Origin of the sequence: Kribbella sp. CA-245084 (assembly GCF_050942355.1) — a bacterium.
Lineage (GTDB): Bacteria > Actinomycetota > Actinomycetes > Propionibacteriales > Kribbellaceae > Kribbella.
In genome coordinates this window covers 8,956,426-8,970,535 of the sequence record NZ_CP192053.1, presented here as the reverse complement: position 1 = coordinate 8,970,535, position 14,110 = coordinate 8,956,426, and the positions used below count along the sequence as shown (strand labels likewise).

Here is a 14,110-nt window from a genome sequence, read left to right as displayed (position 1 = left end):
TGACTTCCGAGGTCGTTACTTGTTGCTGGACTTCTGGGCGTTCTGCTGTGTCAACTGCCTGCACGTGCTGGACGAGTTGCGGCCGTTGGAGGAGAAGTACGGCGATGCGCTGGTGATCGTCGGCGTGCACTCGCCGAAGTTCGCGCACGAGGGCGAAGAGGCCGCGGTCCGGGCTGCCGTCGAGCGGTACGAGGTAGGGCATCCGGTGCTCGACGACCCGGAGCTGATCACCTGGCAGAACTACACCGCCCGCGCCTGGCCGACGCTCGTGCTGGTCGATCCGAACGGGTACATCGTCGCCCAGTACTCCGGCGAGGGGCACGCGCACGCACTGGACGCGCTGCTGTCCGACCTGATCGTGCAGCACGAACAGGCCGGCACGCTCACCCGCGGCAAGTCGCCGTACGTCGCACCTGTTGCCGAGCCCACCGATCTCCGCTTCCCGGCGAAGGTCGTTGCTCTGGACAACGGGCTTCTCGTCGCAGACGCAGGCAACCACAGCATCGTCGAGCTCGCCGCCGACGCGACCACCGTCGTACGCCGGATCGGTACCGGCCGGCGTGGATTCGCGGACGGGTCCGCGGACGAAGCGTCGTTCTCGGAGCCGAACGGGCTGGTGGTTCTTCCGCCCGACGTCGCCGGTCGTCTCGGGTACGACGTGGTTGTCGCGGACACCGTCAATCATGCGCTGCGGGGGATCTCGTTGGCGGATGGTCACGTGCGGACGTTGGTTGGCACGGGCAAGCAGTGGATGGACGGCGACGGCACCGACGTACTGAGCTCGCCGTGGGACGTGGCGTGGTGGGGCGACAAGGTGTGGATCGCGATGGCCGGCGTACATCAGCTGTGGACTTTCGACCCGTTTACCGGGGTGACTGAGGTTGCCGCTGGTACGACCAACGAAGGGCTGAAGGACGGGCCGCTGGCGGAGGCGTGGTTCGCGCAGACCAGCGGGCTCGCGGCGGATGGCGATCGGTTGTGGCTGGCCGACTCCGAGATCTCTGCGCTGCGGTGGATCGACACCGAAGTACACACTGCCGTCGGGACCGGGCTGTTCGACTTCGGGCTGCGGGACGGGAAGGCGAGCGAGGCGTTGCTGCAGCACCCGCTCGGCGTGACCGTTCTCCCCGACGGGTCGATCGCGATCGCCGACACCTACAACGGTGCCGTACGCCGCTATGACCCGCGCACCGAGGTCCTCGAGACGATGGCGACCGGTCTGGCCGAGCCCAGCGGCGCGGTTGTCGTGGGCAACGAACTGCTCGTCGTCGAGTCGGCCGCCCATCGCCTGACCCGGGTGCCCTTGGGAGCGTCCGCCACCGCGGACGAGTTCAGCACGCAGACCCAGCGCCCGCCGATGGATGTGGCCGCCGGCGAGGTCACCCTGGAGGTCGTCTTCACCCCGCCGCCCGGCCAGAAACTCGACGATCGCTACGGCCCGTCCACCCGTCTCCTCGTGTCCGCGACCCCCGACACGCTTCTACGTGAGGGCGCCGGCGACTCCAGCGACCTCGTACGCCGCCTGGTCATCGACCCGCACGCGGGCACCGGCGTCCTCCACGTCGCCGTGCAGGCTGCATCCTGCGACGACGCATCCGAAGTGGAGTTCCCCGCCTGTCACATGCACCGGCAGGACTGGGGCGTCCCCATCCGCGTCACGCCCGACGGCCCTGACCGCGTCGAGCTCGTGCTTTCCGGCGGCAAGTAGCGAGCGCTTCCGGGGGCGATGGCCGGGAGCGTACCTTGAGAGCGTGGCATCGAGATCCTTGCCGCAGCGCGCAGTTCGCGCGGTCGGCGAAAGCCCCCTTTCCGAGCGGCTTGCCCGCGCGCAGGAGTTGGCGTACGAGCCGCTGATCGACTGGGCGCGGGACAGTCCGCTGCACACCGACGTACTCGGTCATTCGTTGCATCCGTCGCTCACCGACGTGACCACCGGGTGCTGGCTCGGTACGTCGCTTCTCGACCTCGCGGGCGGGTCCCAGTCGCGTCGCGGGGCGACGATCCTCGCGGGGTTCGGGCTGCTGGCGTCCCTGCCGACGGCTCTCGCGGGCGCGGCTGACTGGTCGGAACTGTCAGGTGAGGAGCGCAGGATCGGAGCGGTCCACGCGCTCGGCGCGGACACGGCGATCTTCCTGTTCACCGGCTCGCTCGTCGCTCGTCTGCGCGGGCGGCACGCGTTGGGCACGAAGCTGGCGATGGCTGGGAACCTGGTGATGGCGGGTGCGGGCTTCCTCGGCGGGCATCTGGCCCTGCACCGGGGAACCGCTCGCCGGCCTTCCATCAGTTAGCTGTTTGGTGCGTGGGTACAGAGAGGTAGCTTTGACGATGTAGGACGACTCACTGGGAGGCGCTCGGATGAGCATCGGTGTGGGGATCTTTCTGATGGTGGTCGGTGCCGTGCTCGCGTTCGCTGTCCGCGACACGTGGGACGCCGTGAACCTGCAGGTGGTCGGCTACATCCTGCTGCTGGCCGGCCTGGCCGGCATCCTGCTGTCCTTCTACATCACCAACCGCCGCCGCCGCGTGGCCACCGACGCCATCGACCCGGCCGTCGAAGAGGAATACCGCGTCGTCGAGGAACACCACCGCGACATCAAGGAGTAGGCGGGGTTCCCGAGCATCCCTGAGGAACGCTCAGGGACAGCTCGGGGGATCTGCCTGATCCAGTGAGCACGCCTCGCCACCTACTGTCGATGCGACAACGTGGGTGGGCTCGAGATGAGGCGGACGATGGCGGAGAACAAGCAGCTCGGCGTGATCCTGCTGGTAGCGGCGGCCGGGCTGGCGTTCTGGCAGTTCGGGGGCAAGGACTCCGACGACACGCACAAGGTCGACGACAAGATCACCACGGTGCAGCTCGCCGCCGATCACTCCGACATCACGATCAAGGTGTCCGACGACGACACGACCACCGTCCAGGAGCAGCGCAAGTACTGGTTCTTCAAGCACGGCGACGCGTACTCCGTGAAGGACGGCGTACTCAAGCTCGACGGCGACTGCGGCTGGCAGTGCAGCGCCGACTTCGAGGTCACCGTCCCCCGCGGGACGAAGGTCACCGGCGAGAATGGCAGCGGCGACCTGGAGCTGACCGGAGTCGCCGGCGTCGACGCCAAGTCCCGCTCCGGTCAGGTCGAGCTTCGCGAGATCGACGGCGATGTGAACCTCGACGTGACGTCCGGCGATGTATCGGTCAGCGACCTCACCGGCAAACTCGACGTGAAGGCGAACTCGGGCGACATCGAGGCCGCGGATCTGAAGGGCGGCCCGGTCAACGTCGAGACCTCGTCGGGAGACATGGAACTCCAGCTCGCCGAGGCCAACGACGTCCACGCGAAGGGGACGAGCGGCGACATCGAGATCACCGCGCCCGGCGGTGACTACAAGGTCTCCACCGAGTCCCGCACCGGCGACGTCGAGAACTCCCTCGGCAACTCCACCGACGCCTCCCACGACCTCACCGCCACAACAACCTCAGGCGACATCGAACTCCACGCGCGGTAATCAGCGGTGGAGCTCCCCTCGAGAGACGGACTCGGCCAGGTCGTCGCCGGTGGTGCCGTAGAAGGTTCGGGCCCAGAGGGTGTCGTCGTACCAGTAGGGGCCGTTGTCGCCGGGCAGCGATGACGGGGCGGTGCCGCGTTTGAGGGCTCGCCGGCAGGCGGCGCAGAGGGGGAGAGTGAGGGTGGTGCCGTCGGCTTCCACCTGGGTGGGCTTTCCGGCGGACCGGCCGTGCAGCGGGTTGAACGCGCACAGATCCGGTACGGCGTCCGCGCGGCCCGTCACCGCGACGTCGTACTCCCGGCGAGCTTTGTCGAGGAGCACCATCGCACCGACCAGATCCACCAACGACGTGGACGAGTCGAGAACCTTCCCGGCCGCTGCGTGATCGTCGAGCGCCGCCTGTTGGTGCGCCAGACCCGGCCCGTCGGTCGTGGGCAGCGCGGCGAGCTTCGTGCCGAGCGTGGTCAGCTCGGCCGTCGTGTCCCGTTCGAGTCGCCGGCGCCGCTCGGCTGCGACCGTTGCGGCAACGTGCGGCGGGATGCGGAAGGCCTTCTCCTGCTGGGGCGCGCGTCGCCGCAGCCCGATCACCAAACCGAGCAGAACCAGCACGACCAGCCCGCCGACGATCGACAGCGCAACGACCCAACCATGCCCACCCGAGTCCGAGTCGGAAGGGTCGGACGTTGATCGCGGCGAGGTCGCACGAGGCGTCGTCGAAGGGATCCCCGGCGCAGCGAGCAGCTCGTACATCCGGGCCAGCACCTCGGTCGGCCCAGCGTCGTACCCTTCGTCGTCCAGCGCACGTTCGCGCGCCGCCTGCAGCTTGTCCTCGCTGACCTGCGGTACGTCGCGCGCCTCGTACCACGGGAAGCGATCCCCGCCGTCGACCACGACGTACAGCCCCGGCTTGCGCAGAGCGTCCATCACCAGGGAGAGCACGGTGCTCTCCTCGCCCTGGAACTCGTCGCTCGGCGTCAGCGGCAGGATGATCGTGTAGATCGGATACCCGACCGCCTTGGCCTTCGTCCGTACGTCGGCCCGCAGCTTCTCCGGCAGCGCCGACGCGTACGCCGGATCGATGTACAGCGGATCCTTCGTCAACGCGGTCGCGATCTCCCGAGCCCGCTCCGCCGGCGTCAGCGCCGTATCAGCGGCGGCCTCGGCCGGGACCGCGACCAACAACACCAAAGCCGCCAGGCAGCTCAACAGGCCCTTCACGCGCTTCCCTTCCGACGCCGGGCGGCGATCGCCGCCACGATCAACACGATTCCGGCGAGGATCCCGCCGCCGATCATCCCGAGCGCGCCGCCGCCGAGTCCGTTCCCGATCGCCTTGCCGACGGTGAACTTCTCCTCCGGGTACGAAGGCTCCGGCTCCGTCGGCACCGCTTCGGTCCGGGCCGGCTCGGTCGAGTAGCGAGCATTCAGCTCGACATTGTCGAGGTACTTCGAAAGCTGGGCGCTCAGTGCCTCGTCCTTCTCCCGCCACGTGCTGTCCGGGGCGTACGCCGCGAGCTCGTGCGCCACGCCGTACGTCGTGTCGCCGTCCATCACGACGTACACGCCCGGCTTCCCGTTCGCGGCGGCCAGCCGGCCGGCGAGGAGATCCGCGTCGCCCTTCTCCGGGAACCAGGCTCCGGTCGGTACGACGGCAACGAAGACGGGCATCTTCGCCGCTGAGATCACCCGCAACATCTCGTTGCCATCAGCAACGGAGGTGAAGTCGGGGTCGACGTACAGCCCCTGCTTCGCCCAGGCGCCAGCAGCTGCGGCGATCCGAGGATCGGTGGGCGTGGCAGCCCAGGCCGTCCCGGTCAATGCAAAGATAGTTGTCATCAGCAACAAAATGACGCGCCTCATCGGACCGCGATCCGTTCGGGCAGGTCGTCGGACAGCGCGCCGAAGCCGGTCGCGACCATCGGGTTGTCCTCCGGATCGAGCGTCCAGTACGGCACCTGCTTGCGGTCGTGACCGAGCAACCCGGACTTGCTCCAGACCCGCAACCCGATCGGCGTCCGGCCGCGCCGGATCACGCTCACGCACGACTGGCACGCGGGTACTTCGACCTCGTCCTCCCAGTCGACCGTGGTTGTTCCGGGGTTGTGCGTCGGGTTGAAGAAGCACGGCGGCTGCAGCTCCGCTCCCGAGGCGACACGCTCGGCCTGCCGCGCGAGGACGAGCGCACCGGCGGCCGCGAGCAGGTCCTCCGGCTGATCCGCGCGCAGCGTGCGCGCCGCATCCAGCCGGCGGTACGCGTCATCGCGTTGGTCGAGCTGCTTCGTCGACTTGTTGTTGCGCTTGTCCAGCCGCACGAGCGCCCGCTCGGCCTGCTTGATCTTGTCGTCCGCCTTGAGCTCCACGTCCCACGCCTCGATCGGCGGGCTGCCGTCGCCGCGCTCCCGCCTCACCCGCTTGGCCGGCCGCCGGCGCCGAAGTCCGAGAAACAGAACCAATGCGAACCCGAGCACCCCGCCGACCCCCAGCCCGACGTACGCGGACCGATCCTCCTTGTCGGTCACCGACAACCCGCCGTCGCTGCGCTGCGGCTCCAGATCAGCGGCCGGGACCTGCGGCAGCGGACGACCGTCGTACGCCGTGGAGGCTTGCTGGATCGTCCGGACGATCTGTGGCGCCGGACGTTCGTCGACGACATCGGAGTCCTGCTTGTCGTCGGCGCGGACGCTGGAGAGGTCCCGGCCACGCAGCCCGGCCGGCCGGAACAGCTGCGCGTTGTCCGACCAGTAGTTGTCGTAGACAACGGCAACGATGTAGACCCCGGGCTCGCCGATCCGAGCGTGCAGCAACGTCGGCAGGTCGTAGCCGCTCGCCCGGAGGTACGGCGACTGCGGCACGAGTGCGACGTACACCGGCAGGCCGGCGGTGCGGATCGCAGTACGGATCCGGGCCAGCTCGGACGCCGGCATCGTCGCCCGCAGGCGTTCGTCCACGGAGACGTGATCGGTCCGCCAGGCGGCAGCGATGCGGTCGGGCAGTTCGGGGGTGCCGGCCTGCGCAGGGAGCGCCGGCAGGAACGCCGACAGCGCGACGAGGGCGGCGAGGAGACGGGCGGCGGACATCGCCGACAGCCTACGACTACCCGACTTGGACACACTCACACGGACGCCGCATCCGCTCGGTTGGTTCCGGAGTAGACGCGACCCTGGCCTGGACAGGGGAAGCCAAGCCAGGGTCACGGTGTTGCAGGGCAGAAACGTTGCTACAACACCCCGCTTTACAACAGGGCAGATCGCGGGGCATCCCGGGGCAGATCAATCTGCCCCGAGTTGGAACCCTCCGGCTCGACCGCGCAAGCACCCGAGCCGGAGGAGCTGTTAGAAGGCGGACTCCGGGAGGTCCATCACGTCGAGGTCGGTGAGCTCGGCCTTGATCCGCTCGGCCCGGACCGACGGCATCGTGCTGCGGACGAACCACTGGGCCGCCGCCACCTTGCCGGTGTAAAAGTCCTGGTCAGCGGGGGAAAGCTCGCCGCCCAGCCGCTCCAGCGCGACCTCCGCCTGGCGGAGCATCAGCCACGAGCAGACCACGTCACCGAGGACGAACAGCAGCCGCGAGGTGTTCAGGCCGACCTTGTAGATGTTGCGCGGGTCGCCGTTCTCCGCCTGCGGGTTGCTGGCCATCAGGGCCTGCCCCATGATGCCCAGGATCTTCTGGGTGTCCTCGAGGCCCTTGGCGAGCAGTCCGCGCTCCTCCTTCAGCCGGCCGTTGCCTGCCTCGGAGGCGACGAACGCCTGCACCTGCTCGGCCAGGTGACCGAGTGCCTTGCCCTGGTCCTTGATGATCTTGCGGAAGAACAGGTCCTGGCCCTGGATGGCGGTCGTGCCCTCGTAGAGCGTGTCGATCTTCGCGTCCCGCACGTACTGCTCGATCGGGTAGTCCTGCAGGAAGCCGGACCCGCCGAACGTCTGCAGCGACTCGGTGCCGAGCAGCGTCCACGACTTCTCCGAGCCGTAGCCCTTCACGAGCGGCAGCAGCAGGTCGTTGACCCGCTCGGCGAGGTCGTCGTGCTCACCGGCGTACCGCGCCTGCTCGGCCCGGTCCTGGTACGTCGCCGTGAACAACACCAGCGCCCGCAGCGCCTCGGCGTACGCCTTCTGCGTCAGCAGCGACCGCCGTACGTCGGGGTGGTGCGTGATCGTGACCCGCGGCGCGTCCTTGGCCGGCTGCGTCAGATCCGCGCCCTGCACCCGTTCCTTGGCGTACTCGAGCGCGTTCAGGTAGCCGGTGGACAGCGTGGCGATCGCCTTGGTGCCGACCATCATCCGTGCGTACTCGATCACCTGGAACATCTGCGCGATGCCGTCGTGCACCTCGCCGAGCAGCCAGCCCTTGGCGGGCACGCCATCGCCGAAGGTGATCTCGCAGGTCGTGGAGACCTTGATGCCCATCTTCTTCTCGACGTTCGTGACGAAGGCGCCGTTGCGCTCGCCCGTCAGCTCGCCGGTCTCGAGGTCGAAGTCGTACTTCGGGACCACGAACAGGCTCAGGCCCTTCGTCCCCGGACCGCCGACACCGTCGACGCCCTGCGGCCGCGCGAGAACCAGGTGGACGATGTTCTCGGTCATGTCGTGCTCGCCCGAGGTGATGAACCGCTTGACGCCCTCGATGTGCCAGGAGCCGTCCTCCTGCAGCGTGGCCTTCGTGCGACCGGCGCCGACGTCGGAGCCGGCGTCCGGCTCGGTCAGCACCATGGTCGCGCCCCAGCCGCGCTCGATGATGTGGTGCGCGATCTTCTTGTCGCGATCGATGCCGTTGCGCCAGAGCACGTGCGCGAAGTTCGGGCCGGCGGCGTACATGTGGACCGGCGGGTTGGCGCCCAGCACCAGCTCGGCGGCGGCCCAGCGCAGCGACGGCGGCGTCGGCTGGCCACCGAGCTCGGCGGGCAGCTCGAGCTTGAACCACTCGGCGTCCATGTAGGCGTGGTAGCTCTTCTTGAACGCCTCGGGCATCCGGACCTCGTGCGCCTCCGGGTCGAAGACCGGCGGGTTCCGGTCGGCCTCCGCGAACGACTCGGCCAGCTCGTGCTTGGCCAGCCGGTCGACCTCCGCGAGCACCTCACGGGCGGTGTCGACGTCCATGTCGGCGTACGGGCCCTGACCGAGGACGTCGCCGCGGCCCAGTACCTCGAGCAGATTGAACTCGATGTCCCGCAGATTCGACTTGTAGTGGCTCACGCCTCCACCTCGCTTCGCTCGGTTCCGGCGTGAGCCAGAAGGCTGCTGTGCATATTTGCTCGTTCGCTTCGCTCGCTCACAGAATTCCCCTAAGCATCATACTCACGAGTAACTTGAGTATATACCCGTCGGTAATGAAGGCAAAGAGGGTTAGCTGTGACCTGTGACCAGGCTGATATACGAGACCCACTCGACCACCGTCGACAACGAACGAGGGATCGCTACCGGGTGGCTGCCCGGTGAGTTGTCCGAGCGAGGGCGTGCGGAGTCGCGCGAGCTCGGGCTGCGGTGGCCGGACGTCGACGTGGTGTTCAGCTCGGACCTGCGCCGGGCGGTGAACACGGTCGAGCTGTCCGGGCTGACCGTGCCGCATTTCGTGGACTGGCGACTCCGCGAGTGCAACTACGGCGAGCTCAACGGGGCACCGGCAGGCGAGCTGGAACCGCGGGTCGACCGCGCCCACACTCCGTTCCCCGGCGGTCAGAGCTACGGGGACGTCGTCGAGTTGACCCGGTCGTTCCTCGCCGACGTCAAGCGCTGGTACGCCGATGCGACCGTCCTCGTGGTCGCCCACTCCGCCAACCGGTGGGCGCTGGACCACCTGCTGGGGAGTAGGAAACCGATCGAGGACCTGATCGAGTCGCCGTTCGAATGGCGGCCCGGCTGGACCTACGCCTTGTAGACGGTGGCGCTGCCGTACAGCTTCTGGGTGAAGGCCGACATGTACGACGATGTGTCGGCCTCGGTCAGGTTGTACGTGAGGAAGACGCCGTACCCCTCGCTGACAGTCCGTTGGGCGAGGCTCGCGGCGGTTGACGAGCTGGTGTCGGTGTAGGAGATCGCGGCGGGGGAGACGCGCGACTTCTCGCTCGGCGCGCTCGGGACGCCCCACGTGCCCTAGTACGGGTTCCAGGAGTAGTTGAAGGTCTCGGCGATGCTCTGGCCGTTGTAGGTCAGGCGATCCGCGGCCGGACCGATGTTGTAGAGAGTGATCAGCTTGTTCGGGAGCTTGGCGCGGAGGGCCTGGACCAGGTAGACGAACGAGAAGTCGTTCGGCTGACCGGTGCCGTTGTTGCCGTACTCCGCGTACTCGTCGTCGAAGTCGATGCCGTCCAGGCCGTACTGGTTGACCGCGTCGGCGAGCTGCTGCGCGAACGCGTCGGCGGCCGCCTGGTTCGGGAAGTTGGCGAAGCCGGCGCCCTGGTGGTTGCCGAGGATCGACAGCAGGACCTTGATGCCCTTCTGCTGCAGCGGGCGGACCTGGGTGGCGACGTTGTTCAGGACGTTCGTCACCTGGTCGTTGAAGAACAGGTACGCGTTCGAGCCGTCGTAGTTGATGTTCGCCGCGAAGATCACCGCGACATCGATCACCTGCGCACCGCCGTTCGCCAGCGTGTACTTGCCGGCGCTGAGCATGCTGTGGTCGTTGACCTCGATGTACGCGACGGTGACCGGGCCGGTCTTCTGTGCGCGGCGGCACTTGGGCGCGGCCTCGGCGGGCAGTGCGGCACCGGTGGCGGCCGCGGCGGTGCCGGCGGCCAGAGCTGACAACAGGGTCCTTCGCTTCATGAGCTGATCGACTCCTCATCACGGTGGGCGGGTCGCTATATCGGTTAAGCACCCGTCGCCGCCCGGAGGGTGGCCCAGGCGGCGACAGGAGATAAACCGGTATAGCGACACCGATCATCGATCGGCCCAAACCCGGTGTCAAGGGTTCATGGCAACGGTACGACGTCCGTCCTGCCGCCCGCCTCCACCTTGACCTCGGCGTGCTTTCCGGCCGGTACCAGAAGCGCGTTCGAGCGCGCCGGATTCCAGGTGCCGCCGTCGTACCGGTAGGACAGTTGTGCGTCCTTGCGGGCGACGGCCCAGCCCTGGTTGTCGGGGAGTTTGATCGCCACCGGGAGCGCGGCCGACGCCTCGGGCACGCCGCCGTGCACGATCCGGAGCTTGCCCGTCTTCGGCTTGAGCACGGCGTACACGTGGGTCGGGTCGTTGTCGAGCGCCTGCTCGCCGATGTACACCGCGGTCCCGTCGGCGGTGACGCCGTACCCGGTCCAGATCGAGGAGGCGGTGCCGTTCGCGTTCGGGTCGCTGACCTTTCCGATCGCGTCGTTGAAGACCTCGTTCGCCTTCGTGCGCAGCGTGTTCGCGCCGTCGGTCATCGCCCAGAGGCCGTCGCCCTCCTGCGCGAAGTCGGACCAGAGGCGGTTGTCCGGGGTCTCCATCACCGTCGGCCCGGTGTACAGGACCGCGAGATAGGAGAAGGCGGTGCCCGGCATCCGGTTGATCCGCAGGTCGTCGTCCTTCTGCCCGGCCGGAAGCTTCACGACCGCGACCCGGTCGTGGAACGTCAGCGGGGTGTACGTGCGCTTGACGGAACCGTCCTCGGCGTACGTGCGGCCCAGCGACAGGCCGATCTGCTTGCCCGGCATCTGCAGGACGACCAGTGCCTTGGTGCCGTCCTTCCCGACGACGAACGCGGTCTGCTGGGACGAACCCGGAACCGGGTAGTCGTCGCCGATCACGGCCGGCTTGCCGTCCTTACCGTCGATGACGTACCCGACCAGCGCCGCGACGCCCTCGTGGTACAGCTGCACATCCGAGTGGTTGCGGAGGTCGGAGTTCTCGACGACGATCGCGGCCCGCCCGCCGGGCGTGTTGCTCGCCCAGGCGACCTTCGCGTCTCCCTGCAGGTGGTTGAAGATGCCGCGGTCGTGGTTGATCGAGTTGCCGTGCGAGGACCGCCAGGCCTCGAGCACCTGCTTCAGGTACGTCGCGTCGCCGGCCAGGTCGCCCCGGGTCGGACCGTTCATCAGGAACGCGTACGGGTCGCCCTCGCCGGGGGTAGATGCGACCGGCGGATCGGAGCGATGGTCGAGCATCGTCGGCGCGGTGATCGCCACCCCGCCGACGACAACCGACGTCAGTGCGATCGCGCCCGCGGCGAGGAAGCGGCGGCGCCGGAGTCGGCGAGCCCCGCCGGCCCGGGCGCGGTCGAGCAGGTCGGGCGGCGCCTCGACGCTGTCCACGTCAGCGCTCAGCCGCTGCTTGAGTTCGGTCTCGGTCATCGCAGTCCTTCCAGGATGGCTGGTTCGGTGATCAGGCGGAGCCGGTCCAGTGCGCGGGACGTCTGGCTCTTCACGGTGCCGAGTGAGCACCCGAGCGCGTCGGCGGTCTGGGCCTCGGTGAGGTCCTCGTAGTACCGAAGGACGATCACGGCTCGCTGCCGCGGCGGAAGCTCCTGCAGCGCGGTGATCAGCTGGGCGCGGACCGCGTGGTCCTCGGCGCTGTCGGGCGTCGGCCGGTCGTGGTCGGCGAGCGCGACCTCGGGTTTGCGGCCCTTGCTGCGCCAGCGGTTCGCGGCGAGGTTGGCAAGGGTCTTGCGGGCATACGCGTCCGGTGCGCTGTGGATCCGCCGCCAGCGGACGTAGACCCGCTCGAACATCTCCTGGACGAGATCCTCGGCCGCCGACCGATCGCCGACGAGCAGCACTGCGGTCCGTAACAGCCGGGTCGAGCTCCCCCGGACGAAGTCGTCGAAATCATCACCCCGCGTGACCATTCACCCCTCCTCGGTGATCGTCCTCGTAGACAGGTAGACACCGGAGCAGACCGGAAGGTTGCATTGCCCGAGTCGCGGCGTGGCGGCGTTGTGGATGAAGATGGACGCTCCGACCGCCATCGACGGGAGTTGATATGCGAGTGATCGGGCTGATGTCCGGGACGTCGTACGACGCGATCGACGCGGCAGCCGCGGACCTGCGGCTGGACGGCGACGTGCTGGTGCTGACCCCGCTGGGCATGCTCAGCCAGCCGTATCCGCCGGAGCTGCGGGCCGCGGTCGCAGCGTCGTTGCCACCGGCATCGACGACTGTCGAGCAGGTCTGCCGGCTCGACACCGGGATCGGGCAGGCGTTCGCCGCGGTGGCCCGGCAGGCGGTGGAGCAGCTGTGCGGCGGGTACGCCGACCTGATCGTCTCGCACGGGCAGACCGTGTTCCATTGGGTCGACGACGGAACGGTGCGCGGGACGCTGCAGCTCGGGCAGCCGGCGTGGATCGCGGAGGCGACCGGCGTACCTGTGGTGTCGGACCTGCGGGCGCGGGACGTGGCAGCGGGCGGGCAGGGTGCGCCGCTGGTCAGCATCATCGACGTGCTGTGGTTGCGCGGGCGTCCCGGCGTACCGGTGGCTCTGAATCTCGGGGGGATCGCGAACATCACCGTGGTCCACGGCGATCCGGTTGCCTTCGACACCGGTCCGGCGAATGCGCTGATCGACGCCGTGGTGACGGAGCTGACCGGGCGGCCGTTCGATGCGGACGGGGTGATGGCGGCGCGGGGTCAGGTACACGAGGAGCTGCTCGGTCGGCTGCTGGCGGAGCCGTACTACCAGCGGCCGGCGCCTAAGTCGACGGGCAAGGAGCTGTTCAACCTCGCCTACGTGGCCAAGGCGATGGAGGGGCTGCCGGAGATCCCGGCGGAGGACCTGGTCGCCACCGTGACCACGCTGACCGCCCGGACGGTGGCCGACGCCGTGCGGCGGTACGGCGGGACCGAGGTGGTCGCATCGGGAGGGGGGATCCAGAATCCGGCGCTGATGCATCTGCTGGCGGACGAGCTGGAGATTCCGGTCCGGACCACCGACGAGCTGGGCATGCCGTCGGCCGCGAAGGAGGCGTACGCCTTCGCCGTACTCGGGTTCCTGAGCGTGCACGGCCTCGGCGGGACAGTCCCGAGCTGCACCGGTGCGGCACACTCCAGCGTCCTTGGATCGGTCACACCGGGCCTGAGCGGACTGCCGACGATCACAGGCGAGGCACGACCTCCGATGCGCCTTCTGGTGCAGTGACCGCACACTAGTGCTGTGACGAGGATGTTCGTGGTGACGGGAGCACCCGGGTCGGGGAAGACGACAGTGGTGCCGGAGTTGGTGCGGCTCAGCCCGGGGAACCTGGTCGTGATGGACATGGACGAGCTGCTGGACGACGACGGACGGCTGCTTGGGATCGACATCGCCAGTCCGACGGCGGCGCCGATCTGGCCGGCGTACAACGCGCTCTGGTTGCGGATCACCGAGCTGATCCGGCGGTCCGGGATCCCGGTGCTGCTCCTGTCTCCGCTGCTGCCTGCGGAGCTTCCCGAGGGTCGCTGGCTGCATCTCGATTGTCCCGACGCCATTCGCCGCAAACGCCTCGCGCTCCGCGGCTGGGCCGAGGACCAGATCGCCGACGCTCTCGCCGAGGCGGCCGAGCTGCGGACCCGTGTCCCGCGCTCGGTCCGCGGTGACCTCTCGCCCGACCGCGTGGCTCGCAGCATCCTCGACTGGATCCGCGGCGAACGGTTCGGCAAGACCGTCAGCCTGTGGGGCCGGCTCCGGAGTTGACCTTCGAGTTGGTTCAGGGATCAGGGTCGGGCG

General features: G+C 68.6%; 15 protein-coding genes. 8 read left to right on the top strand and 7 right to left on the bottom strand.

Annotation, left to right across the window (positions count from 1 at the left end; genetic code table 11):
* Positions 1-19: 19 nt before the first annotated feature.
* The 4 genes from ACQPYH_RS43125 (at position 20) to ACQPYH_RS43110 (ending at position 3,501) form a co-directional block, all read left to right on the top strand.
* Positions 20-1,708, top strand: coding sequence for an NHL domain-containing thioredoxin family protein (locus ACQPYH_RS43125; protein ID WP_432884062.1), 1,689 nt, complete (start codon positions 20-22; stop codon positions 1,706-1,708).
* Positions 1,709-1,751: 43 nt separating this feature from the next.
* Complete coding sequence (locus tag ACQPYH_RS43120; protein ID WP_432884059.1) at positions 1,752-2,288, top strand: DUF2231 domain-containing protein; 537 nt, start codon at positions 1,752-1,754, stop codon at positions 2,286-2,288.
* Positions 2,289-2,355: 67 nt separating this feature from the next.
* Complete coding sequence (locus tag ACQPYH_RS43115) at positions 2,356-2,604, top strand: DUF6458 family protein (RefSeq protein WP_130442815.1); 249 nt, start codon at positions 2,356-2,358, stop codon at positions 2,602-2,604.
* 126 nt (positions 2,605-2,730) lie between these two features.
* Positions 2,731-3,501 (top strand): DUF4097 family beta strand repeat-containing protein, encoded by a 771-nt coding sequence (locus ACQPYH_RS43110; protein WP_432884057.1) that lies wholly within the window; start codon positions 2,731-2,733, stop codon positions 3,499-3,501.
* Here the strand turns inward: ACQPYH_RS43110 and ACQPYH_RS43105 are convergent, their stop codons facing one another.
* From ACQPYH_RS43105 to ACQPYH_RS43090, 4 genes are all read right to left on the bottom strand, one after another.
* Positions 3,502-4,719, bottom strand: coding sequence for a hypothetical protein (locus tag ACQPYH_RS43105; protein ID WP_432884054.1), 1,218 nt, complete (start codon positions 4,717-4,719; stop codon positions 3,502-3,504).
* Positions 4,716-5,336 (bottom strand): hypothetical protein, encoded by a 621-nt coding sequence (locus tag ACQPYH_RS43100; RefSeq protein ID WP_432884051.1) that lies wholly within the window; start codon positions 5,334-5,336, stop codon positions 4,716-4,718. The genes ACQPYH_RS43105 and ACQPYH_RS43100 overlap by 4 nt, the downstream gene beginning before the upstream one ends.
* Before the next feature lie 20 nt (positions 5,337-5,356).
* Positions 5,357-6,577 carry a hypothetical protein gene (locus ACQPYH_RS43095; RefSeq protein WP_432884049.1) on the bottom strand — a complete coding sequence of 407 codons (1,221 nt, stop codon included), beginning with the start codon at positions 6,575-6,577 and terminating at the stop codon, positions 5,357-5,359.
* A gap of 255 nt (positions 6,578-6,832) precedes the next feature.
* Positions 6,833-8,692: an acyl-CoA dehydrogenase gene (locus ACQPYH_RS43090; RefSeq protein ID WP_432884046.1), complete on the bottom strand. Its 1,860-nt coding sequence runs from the start codon at positions 8,690-8,692 to the stop codon at positions 6,833-6,835.
* 163 nt (positions 8,693-8,855) lie between these two features.
* On the opposite strand from ACQPYH_RS43090, the gene ACQPYH_RS43085 reads away from it, so the two are divergent.
* On the top strand, positions 8,856-9,374 hold the full coding sequence (locus ACQPYH_RS43085) for a histidine phosphatase family protein (protein ID WP_432884044.1): 519 nt from the start codon (positions 8,856-8,858) through the stop codon (positions 9,372-9,374).
* 3 nt (positions 9,375-9,377) lie between these two features.
* Complete coding sequence (locus ACQPYH_RS43080) at positions 9,378-9,527, top strand: hypothetical protein (protein WP_432884042.1); 150 nt, start codon at positions 9,378-9,380, stop codon at positions 9,525-9,527.
* A gap of 62 nt (positions 9,528-9,589) precedes the next feature.
* On the opposite strand, the gene ACQPYH_RS43075 is transcribed toward ACQPYH_RS43080, so the two are convergent.
* From ACQPYH_RS43075 to ACQPYH_RS43065, 3 genes are all read right to left on the bottom strand, one after another.
* A complete protein-coding gene (locus tag ACQPYH_RS43075) occupies positions 9,590-10,261 on the bottom strand; it encodes an endo-beta-N-acetylglucosaminidase H (protein ID WP_432884039.1) in 672 nt (223 codons plus the stop codon).
* 146 nt (positions 10,262-10,407) lie between these two features.
* A complete protein-coding gene (locus ACQPYH_RS43070) occupies positions 10,408-11,763 on the bottom strand; it encodes a hypothetical protein (protein WP_432884036.1) in 1,356 nt (451 codons plus the stop codon).
* Entirely contained in the window at positions 11,760-12,257 is a 498-nt protein-coding gene (locus tag ACQPYH_RS43065; RefSeq protein ID WP_432884034.1) for a SigE family RNA polymerase sigma factor, read from the bottom strand. The genes ACQPYH_RS43070 and ACQPYH_RS43065 overlap by 4 nt, the downstream gene beginning before the upstream one ends.
* A 134-nt stretch (positions 12,258-12,391) precedes the next feature.
* On the opposite strand from ACQPYH_RS43065, the gene ACQPYH_RS43060 reads away from it, so the two are divergent.
* Positions 12,392-13,543 (top strand): anhydro-N-acetylmuramic acid kinase, encoded by a 1,152-nt coding sequence (locus ACQPYH_RS43060; protein ID WP_432884031.1) that lies wholly within the window; start codon positions 12,392-12,394, stop codon positions 13,541-13,543.
* A 24-nt stretch (positions 13,544-13,567) separates the two neighbouring features.
* Positions 13,568-14,077 (top strand): AAA family ATPase, encoded by a 510-nt coding sequence (locus tag ACQPYH_RS43055; protein WP_432894656.1) that lies wholly within the window; start codon positions 13,568-13,570, stop codon positions 14,075-14,077.
* Positions 14,078-14,110: the final 33 nt, after the last annotated feature.